Source organism: Dysgonomonas sp. PH5-45, assembly GCF_029893235.1.
GTDB lineage: Bacteria > Bacteroidota > Bacteroidia > Bacteroidales > Dysgonomonadaceae > UBA1309.
In genome coordinates, this window is sequence record NZ_JARXWE010000004.1 from 40,670 (window position 1) to 58,755 (window position 18,086).

Sequence of the window (18,086 nt, forward strand, 5' to 3'; positions counted from 1 at the left end):
TCAGACAAGCCATACAAGACTTTGATATCAAAACTATTTTAGCCAGCTTTACTTTACTTTCTGTAAAAATCAGTCCGTTAAATTGAAAAGTATTCTTTACCTTTGTTCGAATTTTTAGATGAAAAGAAATATTTATGATTAATCCGATTACAAAGAGTATCGATTTAGGTGATGGAAGGACTATCACCATTGAAACCGGAAAATTAGCAAAACAAGCAGACGGATCTGTTACCGTAAGAATGGGCGACACTATTCTTTTGGCCACGGTTTGTGCCGCTAAAGACGCTAATCCGGGTGTGGACTTTATGCCACTACAGGTTGAATATAAAGAGAAATATGCTGCTTTTGGGCGTTTTCCCGGAGGTTTTACTCGCCGCGAAGGACGTGCATCAGATTCTGAGATTCTGACTTGCCGTTTGGTAGACAGGGCTTTGCGTCCATTATTCCCGGACGATTATCATGCAGAGGTTTTTGTTAACATCCTTATGCTCTCCTCAAACGGTAAGGATATGCCCGATGCTTTGGCAGGGCTTGCAGCGTCGGCTGCGCTGGCTGTGTCAGACATTCCTTTCAACGGTCCTATATCGGAAGTACGTGTGGCTCGTGTAGATGGTAATTTTGTTGTAAACCCAACATTCGAAGAGCTTGCAAAAGCCGATATGGACATCATGGTGGGTGCAACAATAGATAATATTATGATGGTTGAAGGCGAAATGCTTGAAGTTTCGGAAGCGGAAATGCTCGAAGCTATCAAAGTTGCTCACGAAGCCATTAAAGTTCAGTGCCAAGCACAAATAGAACTTATGGAAATATGCGGCACAACCGTAAAACGCACATATTGCCACGAAGAGAACGACGAAGACCTACGCAAAGACGTTTGGGCTAAATGCTACGACAAGGCTTATGCTGTGGCAACGGCTTGCAACCCAAACAAACATGAGCGTAGCGAAAACTTCGGTGCAGTGCTCGAAGAATATAAATCTAATTTTACGGAAGAAGATCTGGCTGCCAAAGGTGCTTTGATTTCACGCTACTATCACGATGTAGAAAAGGAAGCCATGCGCCGTTCAATCCTTGACGAAGGGAAACGCTTGGATGGACGTAAAACAACCGAAATCCGCCCTATCTGGAGCGAGGTTGACTACCTTCCGGGGGCTCATGGTTCGGCTATCTTCACTCGTGGCGAAACCCAGTCTTTAACTACTGTAACATTGGGAACGAAGCTTGACGAAAAAATCATTGACGATGTTCTGAACTACGGTCGTGGTCGTTTCTTGTTACACTATAACTTCCCTCCATTCTCAACCGGAGATGCCCGCCCACAGAGAGGTGTTGGCCGCCGTGAGATAGGACACGGGAATTTGGCTTTCCGCGCTTTGAAACCAATGATACCCGAAAATTATCCTTATGTATTGCGGGTTGTGTCTGACATTCTGGAATCGAACGGGTCGTCATCAATGGCAACCGTATGTGCCGGAACCTTGGCTCTTATGGATGCAGGGGTACAGATTAAAAAACCTGTTACAGGTATCGCAATGGGACTTATTTCGGAAAATAAAGGAAATAATTTTGCAGTTCTTTCCGACATTTTGGGCGATGAAGACCATTTAGGAGATATGGACTTTAAAGTATGCGGAACAAAAGACGGTATCACCGCAACCCAGATGGATATAAAGGTAGACGGACTTTCGTATGAAATTCTTGAAAAAGCGTTGAACCAAGCTCGCGAAGGACGCCTTCATATCATGGGTAAAGTATTGGAAACCCTACCGGAACCAAGACCAGACTTCAAACCAAATGCTCCACGCATCGAAGTTATATTTATTCCTAAAGACTTTATCGGAGCGGTTATCGGGCCGGGCGGAAAAATCATACAAGGTATGCAGGAAGAAACAGGCGCCGTTATTACTATCGAAGAAATCGACAATCAAGGCCGTGTTGAAGTTTCTGCTAACAACAAGGAATCTATCGATGCCGCAATGGCTAAGATCAGAGGCATTATTGCTGTTCCCGAAATCGGTGAAGTATATCATGCAAAAGTGCGTTCAATCATGCCTTATGGTGCATTCTGCGAATTCCTTCCGGGCAAAGACGGATTGTTGCATATCTCCGAACTTTCGTGGGAACGTGTTGAAGACATGGAGAAAGCAGGCCTTAAAGAAGGTGATATGATTGACGTTAAACTGGTTGATATTGATGCCAAAACAGGCAAGATAAAACTTTCGGTTAAAGCCTTATTGCCTCGTCCTCCAAGACCAGACAAACCTGTTGTAAAGAAAGAAGCTAACAAAGAAGATTAAAGCAAGACTCTACTTAATAAAGTATAGAAATATTGGAAAAGCCGGTGAACATTCACCGGCTTTCGTTATATTATATTGGCGTATTTAGAGTTGTTTAATTCATATAGGGGATTTACACCTCTCTGAACAGTGTTGAAAAATCCATCAAAAAAGAATGCCTCTATCAAAGTATCAGTACGACAAGTAAATATACCCGTAGTGAATTTAGAAAATAAAAGCTAATTATCTGAGAAATAAGATATATCCATTTTGTCACCCTGAGTGAAACGAAGGATCTTTAATAAAAAAATACCAACCATTTTTGGCATCGTTACCAAAAACTATCCAAATGCACTACGGGAATACAATATCATAACAAGGTCTTATAAAAACAATAACTCCCTTTGGACGGTTTCCAAAGGGAGTTATTAGTAATAGTTATATATAAAAGGTTTATCTTTTATTTTTTAAGTTCAGCTTGTTTTTTGTCTTGTTTTTTCTTTAGGAATTCGAAAGCTATTGGTGTAGCAATGAATACAGAAGAATAAGTACCCAAGATTATACCTAACAACATTGCAAAGGCAAAACTTCTGATAGAATCTCCACCGAAGATAAAGATACAAATCAGCACAAGTACCGTACTTAAAGATGTACTGATGGTACGTGTAAGGGTTGTATTCAACGAATCGTTTATATTAGCAGCAATATCGCGTGTTGGGAAGTCTCTACGGCGTTCACGAACACGGTCAAAGATAACCACCTTATCGTGAATAGAGAACCCGATAACGGTAAGTATTGCGGCAATAAACGTCTGGTCTATCTCTAACGAGAATGGCATAAGCTTATGGAAGAACGAATATGCAAATATTACTATTGCAGCATCGTGCGCCACAGCAATGATTGTTCCTACCGAGAAAGCAACGTCGCGGAAACGGAACAGGATGTACAATCCCATACACAAGATGGCAAGACCAACGGCTCCGTATGCTGCCGTTTTCATATCGTCGGCAACGCTCGGACCTACTTTTTGCGAACTTTGTATATAGTCATCTATTGTTTTTCCCTGACCAATCAAACTTGCAAGAGCAATATTCATTTTACTTCTGATTTCGCTTTCCACACTCTCGTCGTTAGTATCATCAATACGGAAGTTAGTAGAGATACGAACCTGATTGCTCGAACCAATTGTTATAACACTTACGTTTGCTTCTCCGAACTGAGGTTTAAGCGCATCGGTTATATCTTCTGTGCTTACAGGTTTGTCAAAGCGGACAATGTAGTTACGTCCACCGGTGAAGTCGATACCACCATTCAAACCAAGTGTAAATACAGAAATAACACCTAATATTATTATCGCAAGTGATGCTGCATAAGCTTTGCGGTGCAGATTCAAGAAGTTAATCTTGGTATCCATCAAGAAGTTTTGAAGCGGCTTGCTTGCGAATGTAAGGTTTTGGAATTTACCTTTCGAAAACGCATATTCATAAACTATACGAGTCATGAAGATTGCAGTAAAGAAAGAAGCCGAGATACCTATAATTTCAGTGATAGCGAAACCACGGATAGCTCCCGAACCGAAGTTATAAAGGATAAGTCCGGTGATGATAGATGTCAAGTTAGAGTCGAAAATTGCAGAGAACGCATGTTTGTAACCATCGGCAACAGCTGTTTTCACATTCTTGCCTGCACGCAATTCTTCTTTTGTACGTTCGTATATCAATACATTAGCGTCCACAGCCATAGCCAAGGCCAACACAAGCCCCGCCATACCCGGCAGAGTCATAACCGCCCGCAATGATGCCAAAATACCCAATGTGAAGAACAAGTTCAACAACAACGCGCAGTTAGCAATCATACCCGGAATGAAACCGTAAACAAGGCACATGTAAAGCATCAGTACAATAAGTGCTATCACAAAAGAAATCAATCCTGCCTGAATAGCTTCTTCTCCGAGCGAAGGACCTACTATATCTTCCTGTACGATACGTACACCGGCTTTCATTTTACCCGATTTCAGAACGTTTTCCAAGTCTTTGGCTTCTTCAACCGTGAAGTGGCCTGTAATAGAAGAGTTACCTCCTTCTATCTTATTGTCTACGTTTGGCGCAGAATAAACATATCCGTCAAGAACGATAGCAATACTATGCCCTATTTCAGCACCTGTGATGCTGGCCCATTTTTTTGCTCCGGCAGAGTTCATCTGCATGCTAACACCCCAACCTTTGTTTGGCACTTGGTCGGCTTTAGCCGAAACAACAGCGTCTCCGTCTAATGCTGGTCCTTTTTTGGTTCCATCACCACGGAGAGAGTATAATTCGTAGAAAGTTTCTTTTTTAACGCCTTCGCGGTCTACAGCCTTAAAGCCCCATGCAAACTTAAGGTCGATAGGATATGAATCCTTAAACTTAGCAAGTATGGTGTTTACTTCGGCTGTATCTTTTTTATCAACAAGTGCTACAACAGCTCCATAACCTTGCGATGCAAAATATTCGACCAAGCCTTTCGAGTAACCGATATTGTTGCTGCTATCGGCGGCAACTGCAGGAACTTCCGCAACAGCAGGCGCAGGCACTGCGGCACTATCGGTTGTGGCAACAGCAGCAGAATCTGGTGTAGCTGCAACCGGAGCAGTTTTTTCACCCTTTTTGGCAATAGCCAGATATTCTATACTTTTAGTATTTACTTCCGACAAGAAAGAGCCAATCTCTTGAGTTGTGTATGTACGCCAAAACTCAAGGTTTGCATTTCCTTGAAGAAGCTTCTTAACACGCTCCGGTTCTTTAATACCAGGAAGCTCAATCTGGATACGGTCGGCCCTACCGGGCAACTTCTGAATATTAGGAGCAACAACACCAAAACGGTCGATACGTGTACCCAATACCTGGAACGAATTGTCGGCAGCGCTTTCTATCTCTTTGTTAAGAACATCTCTTACTTTGGAGTTATCGTCGGTCGATTTAATTTGGTCTTTCAGCGATCCGTTACTAAAAATATCGGCCAATTTAGCAGATTTGTTGATAGCCTCATATTTTTCAACAAAAAGAGACACGAAGTCTTTGTTCGTTCCCTTGGTGTTTTCGTCGATTGCCTGTTTAAGAGCCTGATCGAATTGAGGGTCGTCGGTGTTAGCCAGTGTTCTGATTACCGCAGCCGCGTCAACCTCAAGGAGAACTGTCATCCCGCCTTTGAGGTCAAGCCCTAAACCGATTTCTCTTTCGCGACAGTCTTTTAGGGTATAGCCCAACCATACATTTGTAGTAGCAAGAGAATCAAGATACTGATACTCGAGCTCGTAATCTCCGTTTGCATATTCTATCGCTTCTTTTTCATAATATCTTGTTACAAACGAAAAAGACAGATAGTAACAACATACCAAAGTCAATAGAACGGCAAAAACTTTTACAAATCCTTTGTTTTGCATGTTTTAAATTTACTTAATTATTTTTGATTATTTTAATTTATTCTTTGTTCTGATTGCATAATTTGTGCTTAAACGCACCTTTAAGCGTGCAAATATAATCTTTTTATTCTTTTTGTAGGTTAAAATCACCCATTAATTTACCATCCTTGCAACATGATATTTTCAGTTCGCTACAAACCGGTTTATTACAAACACGTTCTTAAATTGTGAATGTTGGTGTTGAGTGAAATAAATGTTAAAACAGATTATAGTCTATAATTTATCGTTACCTTTGTGTTCGGTAATAAAAATATATTTGTTTTAGATATTTTAAATTATGAAAAAGTTATCTTTAATATTAGTATCGCTTTTCTTGTGTGTCGCTTTTGCTAACGCGCAAGATAAAGTGGCAGCCAAATTCGACAAAAACGTTCATGATTTTGGAAAAGTAGCAGAAGAGGCCGGGCAGGTTACAAGCGAATTTACCTTCACGAATATAGGTAAAGCCCCGTTGCTTATCCAGAGAGTTGCGGTATCTTGCGGATGCACAACAACATCATACACAAAAGAGCCTGTGCTTCCGGGTAAAAAAGGTTCTATCAAAATTTCTTACTCAACAACAGGCCGGGTAGGGTCGTTCAATAAAACAACAACGGTCTTTACTAATGTGCCCGACTCTACATTCAGATTGGTTATAAAAGGAGAGGTTCTTCCAAAGAAATAAGCAGAAGAATTTCTTTTACTCGATATAGGAAAACCGGATTGGATTTTAAATTTCAATCCGGCTTTTTTTATACTATATTTGTAAGGAGTTTTATATATTTATTTTTATATCAAAATTATACAACAAATTTGTATGAATACATCAGGCTTGGACGAACACCACCATATAGAAAACGGTTCCGAATTTGAATCTTTGCAAGTAAATAAAGGAGTTGCAGAACAACCTATCGTAAACCCTTACCTGAAAGATTTCAGCCGTTTTAAGAGAAAAACTTATACAGCTTCCGACTTTGTGGAAGGTATCCTGAAAGGCGATATAGCATTGCTGAGTCAGGCTGTGACATTGATAGAAAGCATAAAGCCCGAACATCAGTCTGTGGCTCAAGAGGTAATAGAAAAATGTTTGCCTTATTCGGGAAACTCGATACGTGTGGGCATAACCGGTGTTCCGGGTGCAGGCAAAAGTACATCGATAGACGCCTTTGGCATGAATATTCTGAACGAAGGGTGCAAGTTGGCTGTACTGGCCATCGACCCATCGAGCGAAGTATCGAAAGGCAGTATCTTGGGCGATAAAACACGTATGGAAAGGCTGAGCGTCGCTCAGAATGCTTTCATACGCCCTTCGCCATCGGCCGGTTCGTTAGGAGGCGTTGCCCGCAAAACCCGTGAATCGATAGTGCTTTGCGAGGCGGCTGGCTTCGACCGTATTATAATAGAAACAGTAGGTGTAGGCCAGTCTGAAACCGCTGTACACTCGATGGTCGATTTTTTTCTGCTCATTCAGCTTGCCGGAACAGGCGACGAGTTGCAGGGGATCAAACGGGGTATAATGGAAATGGCCGACGGCATCGTCATCAACAAAGCCGACGGAAACAACATAGACAAGGCCAATCTGGCAAAATCGCATTTCGAAAATGCCTTGCACCTTTTCCCATTGCCCGAATCGGGCTGGGCTCCCAAGGTTTTAACTTATTCGGGTTACTACGAGTTAGGGATAAAAGAAGTTTGGCAAATGATAGACGATTACATCCGGTTTGTAAAAGATAATGGCTACTTCGAATACCGAAGGAACGAACAGTCTAAATATTGGATGTACGAAACCATAAACGAACGCTTGAAATCTAATTTCTACAATGACGAGAAAGTACAAGCCGAATTGAAAAAAAGCGAAGAATTGATCCTCAACTCACAACTCAGTTCGTTTGTAGCAGCACAGCATGTCATGGATATTTATCTGAATGAAAGAAAGTAGAACTTATTTGGTAAGTAAGATGTTTAAACGTTAGTAGTAAGCCAAAATAATGAATCTGTTATGGAAAAACCATATGCCATAGGTATTGATATAGGAGGAACAAACACTGTATTTGGTGTTGTTGACAAAAGAGGCCATATCATCGGGAAAAACGCCATAAAAACCTCATTGTATCCCGAAGCAAACGATTATGCCGATTATCTGGCAAAATCATTGGACGAGATAATAAATACGGTTGGCGGCAAGCAGTATATAAAAGGTATTGGCATCGGGGCGCCCAATGGGAATTATTTTTCGGGCTGCATCGAATTGCCTCCAAATCTGCCATGGAAGGGAGTGATTCCGATGGCACAAATGCTGACAGACAGGCTGAACCTCCCTGTTTCGCTGACAAACGACGCAAATGCGGCGGCAATAGGTGAAATGACTTATGGAGCGGCTCGCGGCATGAAAGACTTTATTGTCATTACCCTCGGCACAGGTGTTGGCGGGGGCATTGTTGCTAACGGACAGCTAATATACGGGCACGATGGCTTTGCCGGAGAATTGGGGCATATCACTATCCATAAGAACGGACGCACTTGTGGTTGTGGACGCAAAGGCTGTCTCGAAACCTACGCATCGGCTACGGGCGTTGCGCGCACAGCCAGAGAATTTTTAACCGAACGTGCCGACACCAGTGTTTTGCGTGATCTGGAAAACATAACATCAGAAAATGTTTATAACGCAGCCATTGCAGGAGATGCTTTGGCGCAGGAAGTGTTTGCATATACAGGACAGATTTTGGGTGAAGCCTTTGCCAATTTTATCGCTTTTTCGAGTCCCGAAGCAATTATTCTGTTTGGCGGACTCACCAAAGCAGGCGCTCTCATCATGAATCCTGTAAAAGAGTCCATGGAAAACAATGTTATGAATATCTATAAAGGTAAAACAAAACTCTTAGTTTCCGAATTGAAAGAAAGTGACGCTGCCATATTAGGAGCCAGCGCTTTGGGTTGGGAAATAAAAGAATTCTGAAGGTGTTAAGTCCTTTTACAGCCCTTCCAACTGCGTTAACCACAAAGCGGCCGAAGCATCGCTACCCATTCGCCAATCGCCTCTGGGCGATAAGTTGATAGAACCCACTTTAGGCCCATCGGGCATGCACGAACGTTTAAACTGTTGTGAGAAAAACCGGCGGTAAAAAATCTTTAGCCACTTCAAAATAACTTCGTTTTCGTATTCCCCAACAAAGGTATTACATGCCAGAAAATAAATTTTCTTAGGTTCAAAACCGAAACGAAGCATGTTATACAGGAAAAAATCGTGCAAAACGTAAGGACCTACCATATCTTCCGTTATTTGTAGTATTTCTCCGTTTTTACCCGCAGGGAGGAGTTCGGGGCTTACAGGAGTATCAAGTATATCTTGCAATATGGCTCCGGAGGTTTCGTCCAATTGCGTTTCCGAAATCCAGCTCACAAGTGTTTTAACAAGAGTTTTAGGTACACCTGTGTTTACGGCATACATCGACATATGGTCTCCATTGTAGGTACACCAACCGAGAGCAAGTTCCGACAAATCGCCCGTACCTATAACCAAGCCGTTCACTTTGTTGGCATAATCCATCAATATCTGGGTACGCTCGCGGGCTTGCGAATTTTCGTATGTCGTATCACGCACATCTTCGCTGTGGTCTATATCTTTGAAATGCTGGCGCACGGCATCCGCTATCGGTATTTCGATTGTAGTTACACCCAACGATTCCATCAACGACAGGGCATTCTGGTACGTACGGTCGGTAGTACCGAATCCGGGCATTGTTATGCCATAGATATTCCGGCGGTCGATGTGCAGCTTATCGCAAGCTTTAGCCATAACCAAGAGAGCCAAAGTAGAATCCAATCCGCCCGAAACACCTACCACCATAGTGTTGCAGCCTGTATGCAACAATCGTTTGGCCAAGCCACCTACTTGAATCGAAAATATTTCGGTACACGCTTCATCCCTGCTTTCGGGCGAAGGAACAAAAGGTGTGGGATTGGCTCTGTGGTTCGGAACGATATCTTTTACTCCGTTCTCAATCTGAATAGTCCGGTATTCAACCGCGTTCAGATGTTTATATTCGGATGTGGTGAACGACTTATTTTTTAACCTTTCGCCACGCAGTTTATCCACATCTACATCACCAATCAACAATTGGTTATTGAACGAAAAGCGTTCGCCCTCGGCTACGATTTCACCGCTTTCGGCAACGAAACTGCTGCCCGAAAAAACAAGGTCGGTTGTAGATTCACCGTTTCCGGCCGAAGCATAAACATACCCACTCATGCAGCGTGCCGACTGTTGGGCAATCAGAACCTTGCGGTAGGCTTGCTTACCTACCGTATCGGGACTGGCCGACAGATTGAACACGACCTCCGCCCCATTCAGAGCATGGAGGCTCGATGGTGGAATAGCAGTCCAAAGGTCTTCGCAAAGTTCTATAGCAAAACAGAAGTCAGTTGTTTTAAACAGCAGATCAGTGCCGATAGGTACTTGCTGCCCACAAATGCTTACCTCTGTTTGTTTCAACTCGCCTGAGGACGCGAACCAGCGTTTTTCGTAAAACTCGTTATTGTTTGGCATAAAGGTTTTAGGCGTGATGCCCAATATTTTACCTTTATGAACAACAACCCCAACATTATACAGACGGCCGGCTACCGCCAAGGGCATCCCCAGAATAGATATAATATTGAGGTTGTTCGTTGCTTTGCATATCCTGTTCAGAGAATTTACGGATTCATCGAGCAAAAGGTGTTGGCAGAACAAATCCTGTGCCGTGTATCCCGTTATACATGTTTCAGGAAACACAACAACCGATACGCTTTGCTTTTCGGCATCAGCAATGACGTTCAGTATTTCACCTGTGTTATAATCGCAGTCGGCCACCCGTAAAGCAGGCGAAGCTGCAGCAACTCGAACAAATCCGTAATTATTCATCGAACAAGAATTTTTTTAAGTTTATTATCTGGCAGCGATAACTTCAATCTCTACCAAAGCGTTTTTAGGAAGCGTTTTCACTGCGAAAGCCGAACGCGCAGGGAAAGTTTCGCCAAACTGAGCGGCATATACTTCGTTCATTCCGGCAAAGTCTGCCATGTCAGAAAGAAGAACCAAAGTTTTCACGATATTATCGGTAGTCAAGCCTGCTTCTGCAAGGATAGCCTTGATGTTTTTGAACGATTGCTCTGTTTGCTCTTTCACTCCGCCTGCAGGAAATTCGCCTGTTGCAGGGTCTATTGGCAATTGGCCTGAAATGTAAATAAATCCGTTAACTTCCACAGCCTGACTGTAAGGTCCGATAGCTGCCGGAGCAGCATTTGTTGCGATAATCTTTTTCATTTTTATTAATTTTTTAAGTTTGAGTATAATTTATGTTTATAAAGTTTACAATCCTTTTTGGCGGACAACCTCGTAGATAAGTATACCTGCCGCTACCGAAACGTTGAGCGACTCGATAGTCCCGAACTGGGGTATTTTCACCAGATTATCGCAAATACGTATGTTCTCGTTCGACACACCTACATCTTCGGCTCCCATCACGATGGCAACAGGCCCCGTATAGTCTGCTTCCGTGTAAAACTCACTGGCATGCTCGGTTGCGGCAACCACTTTCACACCGCAGTCTTTCAAGAAACGGATGGCTTCGGTAAGGTTCTGTTCCTTACACACAGGAATCTTCATCAATGCTCCTGCCGAGGTTTTAACCGCGTCGGCATTCACCGTAACGCTGCCACGGGCGGGAATAACGATGGCATCGACCCCTGCAACCTCGCACGTACGGGCTATTGCTCCAAAGTTACGAACATCGGTCAACCCATCCAAAACAAGAATGAATGGATTTTTGCCTTGCTCGTACAAAAAAGGTATGATATCTTCTATCCGCTCGTATGTGATGGCCGAAAGAAAAGCTATCACCCCCTGATGGTTTTTGCGGGTATAGCGGTCTATACGCTCCACAGGAACCCTTTGCATGGGTATATCATTGGCCTTGAGTACGGTTGTCAGTTCCTTGTATAAGTCGCCTTGCAATTCGCGCTTAACTATCACTTTATCTATTTCTTTTCCGGCCTCTATGGCTTCGATAACGGCCCGGATGCCAAAAATCATTTCCTTTTCTTTCATTCAGATTTATTATATATCGGTGTTTTTATTTTTCTTCTAACATTTCTTTGGCGTTTTGCCTTGCCGTATCGGTTATCTGTGCCCCGCTAAGCATCTGTGCCAGTTCTTCTATCCGTTCTTCTTGCGTTAGCAAACGCAGGTTTGTTGTTGTACTGTCTTTATCGTCTTGTTTGTAGACGTAATAATGCGCCTCGCCTTTGGCTGCAATCTGCGGTAGGTGGGTTATGGCTATGACTTGCATTTGGTTACCAAAATCTTGCATGACGCGCCCCATACGGTCGGCCACCTCGCCCGATACGCCTGTGTCTATCTCGTCAAAGATAATGGTGGGCAAAGCTGCCGCTCCGGCAATCATGGATTTAAGACAGAGCATAACACGCGAAATTTCACCGCCCGATGCCACATTAGCAACAGGTTGTAAAGGTGCGTTTTTATTTGCCGAAAACATAAACCGCAATTGGTCGATGCCCGAAATGTCGAGATGCTTCTTTTCTTCCATCCGGCACTCAAAGCGAACATTGGGCATGCCGAGGTATGCTATTTTTTCGGTAAGCTGCTTTTCTACTTGCTTTGTTGCCGCCATACGCTTCTTGCTCAAATCTTTAGCCAGAGCAAGCGCGGTTTCCTGCTTTTGGTTCACGTTTTTTTGCAAGGCTGCAATCTGTTCGTCGAAAGAGTCTATGCTGTTTAGTTTAGCTTCGAGTTCCGCTTGTATATCAAGCAACTCCGCAACAGATGCAACACGATGCTTTTGCTGAAGGGTGTATAGGGTGCTGAGCCGCTCTTCAATAAAAGCCAGCCTTTCGGGGTTAAATTCCACATCGCCGGCATAACGCTCGGCCTCGGAAGATAGCTCCCGCAGGTCGATATATGCCGATTCTATGCGGGCAGATATATCGTTTGCTTTATTGAATATTTTTGTAAGATTTTGGGCTGTATTCAGTCCTTCCTTCAATGCGGGTATTACCCCCCTGTCGTCGTCCGATAAGGTGACGTGAATCTTATAAAGAGCCGATTTTATATCTTCGGCATGGGTCAATGTTTCTTGCTCTTGTTCAAGCACCGTTTGCTCACCGTCTATCAATTTTGCCTCGGCAAGTGCTGTATATTGGTAGCGGATATAGTCTTCATCGTCCTTGCTCTTCAAGGCTTGTTCCTGCAAATCGGCAAGAGTTTTTTCGGCATCCTTATATTCCTTATAAGCCGCTTGATACTCTTTCAGCAAGCGCATGGTTCCTGCTATGATGTCAACAACTTGCATCTGGAAACGGCTGTCGCCGAGCATCAGGTTTTGGTGTTGCGAATGTATGTCGATAAGCAAGCCGCCAAGTTCCTTTAGGTCGGTAAGCGATACAGGACTGTCGTTGATAAATGCGCGCGATTTTCCGTTTGCCAGAATTTCGCGGCGAAGGATATAAGAATCGGCGTCGTATTCTATACCGCTTTCTTCGCAAAACGATTTCAGGTCGTATGCCTTTACATCGAATATACCTTCGATGACGCACTTTTGCTCACCTTGCTTTATAGACTTCGTGTCGGCACGTTGCCCAAGGATAAGCGATAAAGCCCCCAATATGATAGACTTTCCGGCTCCTGTTTCGCCCGTAATGACCGAAAAACCCGGGCCGAAATCCATTTCGAGCCTGTCTATCAATGCATAATTACTTATATATAACGATTTTAGCATTTATCCGATACTTAAACTAAGTAAGAAAACAAAGGTAATGAAAATTTAGTTTGTAAAAAGCCTGTAATTATTTCGTATTTTTGATGCAAAATAAATAAAAAGCAATGGACTTGAAAGAAAAAGTAAGGGAATTGCGCCAAATGGTGCCTGTCCCGGTTTCGGAGGCAATGGCTCTTTTGAAGGAGAATGAAGGTGATACCGAAAAATGCGTTTACCTATTCAAAGCGAAATCTGTGAAGGAGATATGTGTTGCCACCGGTTGCGACGAAGCTACGGCTACTCGCCACTATGAAGCCGAAAAGTTTGATATAAACAAAGCTATATCTGCTATCAGGGAAGAAGCATTCGATAGGAACTATAAAGAGATTGAAGGTGTAACATTCGGCAGGCTGAACACTGTATCGGAATGGATCCGTCTGATAGAAGAGAAAGATTTTGCTACTTCGTTAGATTATATCCGTTTAAGGGACGTAACCGATACCTTGTCTTTAATCCCTTCAACAGCGGAGATAGCGGAAAAAGTGTTGCAATCGCAGAAAATAAAAGCGGCTGTTTTTGAAGGATATTCCGATAATGATGCAATAGACGAATTTGTACGCCGCCATCAACGATTGGACGATAGCCCTGAATTTCAGGCTTGTTTGCGGTCTGTGGTGCTGAAACTTACTGTTTTGAAAGAAGAGATAGGCCGCTATAAACGTAATCTTGTGAGAATATATAATAACAATAACCAATTAAAAACTGACAATCATGCAAAGCGATGAAAATTGGGACGACCCCTCGATACAAGAATTCGATGAGATGCAAAAATATGCATTCGTAACGCAACGTGCCCTGGATAACGACTTTATAGGATATTGCTACCGCGAATATTCGGATATAAAGATAGATAGCGGTTGGCGATTTATGCACGGCGATGAGGAGGAAGATTATCTCGAAAATCCGGAAAACACCGAAACACGCGACCTCTCGGAAGTTTTAGCTTGGAAACCTCAACTGAAAGATATTTTATCCGCAAAACGGAATACCGAATTCGAATGGGATATCCAGACAAATTCGTTCATAGAAATAACAGAGTAAAATCAAACTGCTTATTTCTTATTCAAAACAAGACGTTTTTCTTTGGATACTCCAATTTAATACAATCACCTCAAATAAAGAGAGAGAGCTGAATTCTAAATTTCTTGCAAATTTAAAACTCAGCTCTCCTTATTTATTTTATTACCTATAATCCTTACAGGTCTTTTTTAGCCTTTATTGAAGAATAAGCCAAATAAACAATAACAAGGGCATACATCAGCAATGCTACATATTGCGAACCATTACTACCCGCCCATCCTGTTAGGGTAAGGTCAATATCAAGATAACGGATAACGGCACTGACAACACCCATCAAAGCTCCACCGGCAATAAATCCGGATGCAAGCAGCGTTCCTTTTTCTACACGGATATTATTCAATTCTTTATCTTTACCGCGGCTGCCTACATACCAGTTAACAGCACCACCAACCAACAGCGGAATATTCAGGTGGAACGGAATAAACATACCCAAGGCAAATGGCAATGCGGGTACTTTCATAAAATTGAGAGCCAATGCTATCAATGCACCTATACCATATAGCAGCCAAGGCGCTCCCGTACCGGACATCAATGGGTCGATAACGGCTGCCATGGCATTGGCCTGCGGAGCAACAAGCGCGCCCTCGCCCGTAAAGCCGAACGTATCGTTCAATATAATCATCACACCACCAACCGTTGCGGCCGAAACCAGCGTGCCCAAGAACTTCCATGTTTGTTGTTTGGCAGGTGTTGTACCCAGCCAATAACCCACCTTCAGGTCGGTAATGAATCCTCCTGCCATCGACAAGGCTGTACAAACAACCCCTCCGATAATCATGGCCGACACCATACCTACTTCACCCTTCAAGCCAACAGCCACCAAAACAACCGAGGCAAGGATAAGCGTCATCAGCGTCATACCCGACACCGGATTACTACCCACAATGGCAATAGCATTGGCCGCCACCGTTGTAAACAGAAAAGCGATAATAGCCACCACAAAGATAGCCACCACGGCAAAGAACAAGTTATGGATAACACCCAGCCAGAAAAATATAAATGTAGCGATAAGAGCAAGAATAACACCTATCGAAATTATTTTCATCGAGATATCCCGTTGAGTGCGTTTATCTATTTTCGCGGCTCCTTTTGCTCCGCCTTTCAGCTCTTTCGATGCCAAGCCAACAGCACTTTTTATAATAGGCCAAGATTTTACGATGCCAATAATACCTGCCATAGCAATACCCCCGATACCTATATGGCGGGCCATTGTGGCAAAAATCACTTCGGGAGTAGCATTGGCTATTCCTCCTATTGTTTCGAAAGCACCACCCGGAAGGTAAGCCGCAGGGTTGATAGATTGCAGAGTCGCATCTCCAAGAAGTGGAAGTAAAGGAACAATCACAAACCATACAACAGCCGAACCGATACAAATGATGGTAGCATACTTCAGCCCGATAATATATCCCAAACCAAGAACCGCAGCCCCTACATTTATGCTGAACACTACCTTAGCTTTATTGGCCAAGGTTTCGCCAAATGAGAATACTCTGGAAGAGAATACTTCCGACCATGCTCCGAATGTAGCGATTACAAAATCGTAAAGCCCACCAATCAATCCGGCAATGATAAGGGCTTTAGACTGATTACCGCCTTTTTCGCCCGACACCAATACCTGCGTTGTGGCCGTTGCCTCAGGGAAAGGATATTTTCCGTGCATTTCCGAAACAAAATATTTACGGAAAGGTATCATAAACAAGATACCAAGAATACCTCCCAGCAACGAACTCATAAATACCTGAAAGAAATTTACCGAAATATCGGGATATTTGGCTTGCAGGATATAAATTGCAGGAAGCGTAAAGATAGCCCCTGCCACAATAACACCACTACTGGCCCCGATAGACTGGATAATCACATTTTCGCCCAAAGCGTTTTTACGTTTGGCTGCCGCAGATACCCCTACGGCAATGATTGCGATAGGAATGGCCGCTTCGAACACTTGCCCAACCTTCAGCCCCAAATAGGCCGCCGCCGCACTAAACAGCACGGCCATTATTAAACCCCATGTCACCGACCAGGGCGTTACTTCACGATATTGCTTATCGGGCGACATGATGGGTTTGTACTCTTCCCCCTCCTGCAGCTCTCGAAAAGCATTTTCGGGTAAACCGGTTACTTTTTCTTCTTCTGTTTTCACTTGTTTACTTTTTATAAGTTTTGTATGACTAATTATAATTATTTTCTCATTCAATAAACTGCCTACCGAAGCCCAAATTTGACTTCAGGGCAACAAAATCCCGAACAAATTTACATTTTTTAGAAGAACAAAAAAACTATTTAAAAACATTGGCATAAAATAACAGGAAAAATAAAGCCGTTTTTTGTATAATTTTGAACGCTTCATGAAGCTCAAGAATACGCTTTTCCTTTAATCGTTTTTTATGCAAAAGATAAAGAATATACGGACAGTCAGCCAGCAACTTAGCAATCAGAAATTCACCAATCCGAAAGATGTAGTTGCATGGATGGGGGCTATCCAAGCGCAAGAATACAATATGGCCAAATGGGCTGTGGGCATAAGAACAAAAAATGCAACATTGCAACTTGTTGACGAAGCCTTGAGCCGGGGTGATATCCTGCGCATTCACCTCTTACGCCCTACATGGCACTTTGTTACGCCCGAAAACATCAGGTGGATGCTCCAACTGTCGGCTCAACGAATCAAATCGGCCTTTGCCTCGTACAACCGGAAAATGGAAATAACAGAGTCGATGCTTATCCAAACCAACCGATTAATAGAAAAGCTACTTGAAGGCAATAAAAGCCTTACACGGGAGGAAATAGGGATTGAATTCAGCAAAACAGGAATAGAGGTCGATAACCCGCGAATGAATCACTTCATGATGTATGCCGAAACAGAAGGCATTGTGTGCAGCGGTATCGACAAAAATAAAAAGCCCACTTACTCCTTGCTCGACGAGAGAGTTCCACCTGCTGCCCCTCTGCACAAAGAAGAGGCTTTAGCTAAGCTGGCTTTAATCTATTTTCAAAGCCATTCGCCTGCCACGCCGCACGATTTTGTGTGGTGGTCGGGGCTGTCTTTAACCGAAAGCCGGCAAGCCATATCATCAATAAAAGATAAACTTATTGAAGAACAGATAAACGAACGAACCTTCTATATCCATGAGCATTTTGGCAAAATAACGGAAACGCCGCAAATAGCCCATCTCTTGCCCTCGTTCGACGAATATCTCATTAGTTACAAAGACCGTACAGCGGTTCTGGACATGGAGCATCACCCAAAGGCATTTACAAACTTTGGAATATTCTATCCTGTTGTTATGCACCGTGGGCAGATTATTGGCAATTGGAAGAAATCCGTCAAAAAAAATAGTATCAATTTAGACATAAAAACTTTTGAGCCGGATACCCCTGTTAATAAAAATATGCTCGAAAGTGCAAAAAATAAGTACCGAAAATTCATGCAGAATTATTAACTTTGGTTTCATAAATATATATCAATCCTAAAACCAT

13 protein-coding genes are annotated in these 18,086 nt (G+C 43.0%); 7 read left to right on the top strand and 6 right to left on the bottom strand.

Going from position 1 to position 18,086, the window contains the following annotated elements; translation table 11 throughout:
- Window positions 1–134 precede the first annotated feature (134 nt).
- Window positions 135–2,300, top strand: coding sequence for a polyribonucleotide nucleotidyltransferase (pnp, locus tag M2132_RS02615; RefSeq protein WP_280671059.1), 2,166 nt, complete (start codon window positions 135–137; stop codon window positions 2,298–2,300).
- Window positions 2,301–2,739: 439 nt separating this feature from the next.
- On the opposite strand, the gene secDF is transcribed toward pnp, so the two are convergent.
- Entirely contained in the window at window positions 2,740–5,700 is a 2,961-nt protein-coding gene (gene secDF / locus M2132_RS02620; RefSeq protein ID WP_280671061.1) for a protein translocase subunit SecDF, read from the bottom strand.
- A gap of 316 nt (window positions 5,701–6,016) precedes the next feature.
- Here secDF and M2132_RS02625 point away from each other — a divergent pair, with 316 nt between their 5' ends.
- The 3 genes from M2132_RS02625 (at window position 6,017) to M2132_RS02635 (ending at window position 8,674) form a co-directional block, all read left to right on the top strand.
- Complete coding sequence (locus tag M2132_RS02625; protein ID WP_280671064.1) at window positions 6,017–6,403, top strand: DUF1573 domain-containing protein; 387 nt, start codon at window positions 6,017–6,019, stop codon at window positions 6,401–6,403.
- A 132-nt stretch (window positions 6,404–6,535) separates the two neighbouring features.
- On the top strand, window positions 6,536–7,657 hold the full coding sequence (gene meaB, locus M2132_RS02630) for a methylmalonyl Co-A mutase-associated GTPase MeaB (protein ID WP_280671066.1): 1,122 nt from the start codon (window positions 6,536–6,538) through the stop codon (window positions 7,655–7,657).
- A 60-nt stretch (window positions 7,658–7,717) separates the two neighbouring features.
- On the top strand, window positions 7,718–8,674 hold the full coding sequence (locus M2132_RS02635) for an ROK family protein (protein ID WP_280671068.1): 957 nt from the start codon (window positions 7,718–7,720) through the stop codon (window positions 8,672–8,674).
- A gap of 15 nt (window positions 8,675–8,689) precedes the next feature.
- Here the strand turns inward: M2132_RS02635 and M2132_RS02640 are convergent, their stop codons facing one another.
- The 4 genes from M2132_RS02640 to recN are packed head-to-tail and all read right to left on the bottom strand — an operon-like array spanning window position 8,690 to window position 13,490.
- The gene (locus tag M2132_RS02640; protein WP_280671070.1) at window positions 8,690–10,618 is read right to left on the bottom strand and encodes an NAD(+) synthase; all 1,929 of its coding nucleotides are present in this window, start codon (window positions 10,616–10,618) and stop codon (window positions 8,690–8,692) included.
- A 24-nt stretch (window positions 10,619–10,642) separates the two neighbouring features.
- Entirely contained in the window at window positions 10,643–11,020 is a 378-nt protein-coding gene (locus M2132_RS02645; RefSeq protein WP_280671072.1) for a RidA family protein, read from the bottom strand.
- Window positions 11,021–11,065: 45 nt separating this feature from the next.
- Window positions 11,066–11,803, bottom strand: a complete 738-nt coding sequence (gene rlmB, locus M2132_RS02650) for a 23S rRNA (guanosine(2251)-2'-O)-methyltransferase RlmB (RefSeq protein WP_280671074.1) — start codon at window positions 11,801–11,803, stop codon at window positions 11,066–11,068.
- Between the two features lie 25 nt (window positions 11,804–11,828).
- Window positions 11,829–13,490 carry a DNA repair protein RecN gene (gene recN / locus M2132_RS02655; RefSeq protein ID WP_280671076.1) on the bottom strand — a complete coding sequence of 554 codons (1,662 nt, stop codon included), beginning with the start codon at window positions 13,488–13,490 and terminating at the stop codon, window positions 11,829–11,831.
- Between the two features lie 104 nt (window positions 13,491–13,594).
- On the opposite strand from recN, the gene M2132_RS02660 reads away from it, so the two are divergent.
- Together M2132_RS02660 and M2132_RS02665 are read left to right on the top strand one after the other, a co-directional pair.
- Entirely contained in the window at window positions 13,595–14,254 is a 660-nt protein-coding gene (locus tag M2132_RS02660; RefSeq protein ID WP_280671078.1) for a hypothetical protein, read from the top strand.
- A complete protein-coding gene (locus tag M2132_RS02665; protein ID WP_280671080.1) occupies window positions 14,241–14,570 on the top strand; it encodes a DUF2185 domain-containing protein in 330 nt (109 codons plus the stop codon). The genes M2132_RS02660 and M2132_RS02665 overlap by 14 nt, the downstream gene beginning before the upstream one ends.
- Window positions 14,571–14,724: 154 nt before the next feature.
- On the opposite strand, the gene M2132_RS02670 is transcribed toward M2132_RS02665, so the two are convergent.
- Window positions 14,725–16,749 carry an OPT family oligopeptide transporter gene (locus tag M2132_RS02670; protein WP_280671082.1) on the bottom strand — a complete coding sequence of 675 codons (2,025 nt, stop codon included), beginning with the start codon at window positions 16,747–16,749 and terminating at the stop codon, window positions 14,725–14,727.
- A 244-nt stretch (window positions 16,750–16,993) separates the two neighbouring features.
- Here M2132_RS02670 and M2132_RS02675 point away from each other — a divergent pair, with 244 nt between their 5' ends.
- Window positions 16,994–18,049: a winged helix DNA-binding domain-containing protein gene (locus M2132_RS02675; RefSeq protein WP_280671084.1), complete on the top strand. Its 1,056-nt coding sequence runs from the start codon at window positions 16,994–16,996 to the stop codon at window positions 18,047–18,049.
- Window positions 18,050–18,086 lie beyond the last annotated feature (37 nt).

What these genes read in the sequence shown, in the direction of transcription:
- M2132_RS02675 (WP_280671084.1), top strand. Translation starts at nt 16,994, where the DNA reads ATGCAAAAGATAAAGAATATACGGACAGTCAGCCAGCAACTTAGCAAT.
- M2132_RS02645 (WP_280671072.1), bottom strand. Translation starts at nt 11,020, where the DNA reads ATGAAAAAGATTATCGCAACAAATGCTGCTCCGGCAGCTATCGGACCT.
- recN (WP_280671076.1), bottom strand. Translation starts at nt 13,490, where the DNA reads ATGCTAAAATCGTTATATATAAGTAATTATGCATTGATAGACAGGCTC.
- M2132_RS02660 (WP_280671078.1), top strand. Translation starts at nt 13,595, where the DNA reads ATGGACTTGAAAGAAAAAGTAAGGGAATTGCGCCAAATGGTGCCTGTC.
- M2132_RS02665 (WP_280671080.1), top strand. Translation starts at nt 14,241, where the DNA reads ATGCAAAGCGATGAAAATTGGGACGACCCCTCGATACAAGAATTCGAT.
- M2132_RS02640 (WP_280671070.1), bottom strand. Translation starts at nt 10,618, where the DNA reads ATGAATAATTACGGATTTGTTCGAGTTGCTGCAGCTTCGCCTGCTTTA.
- secDF (WP_280671061.1), bottom strand. Translation starts at nt 5,700, where the DNA reads ATGCAAAACAAAGGATTTGTAAAAGTTTTTGCCGTTCTATTGACTTTG.
- pnp (WP_280671059.1), top strand. Translation starts at nt 135, where the DNA reads ATGATTAATCCGATTACAAAGAGTATCGATTTAGGTGATGGAAGGACT.
- M2132_RS02625 (WP_280671064.1), top strand. Translation starts at nt 6,017, where the DNA reads ATGAAAAAGTTATCTTTAATATTAGTATCGCTTTTCTTGTGTGTCGCT.
- meaB (WP_280671066.1), top strand. Translation starts at nt 6,536, where the DNA reads ATGAATACATCAGGCTTGGACGAACACCACCATATAGAAAACGGTTCC.
- M2132_RS02635 (WP_280671068.1), top strand. Translation starts at nt 7,718, where the DNA reads ATGGAAAAACCATATGCCATAGGTATTGATATAGGAGGAACAAACACT.
- rlmB (WP_280671074.1), bottom strand. Translation starts at nt 11,803, where the DNA reads ATGAAAGAAAAGGAAATGATTTTTGGCATCCGGGCCGTTATCGAAGCC.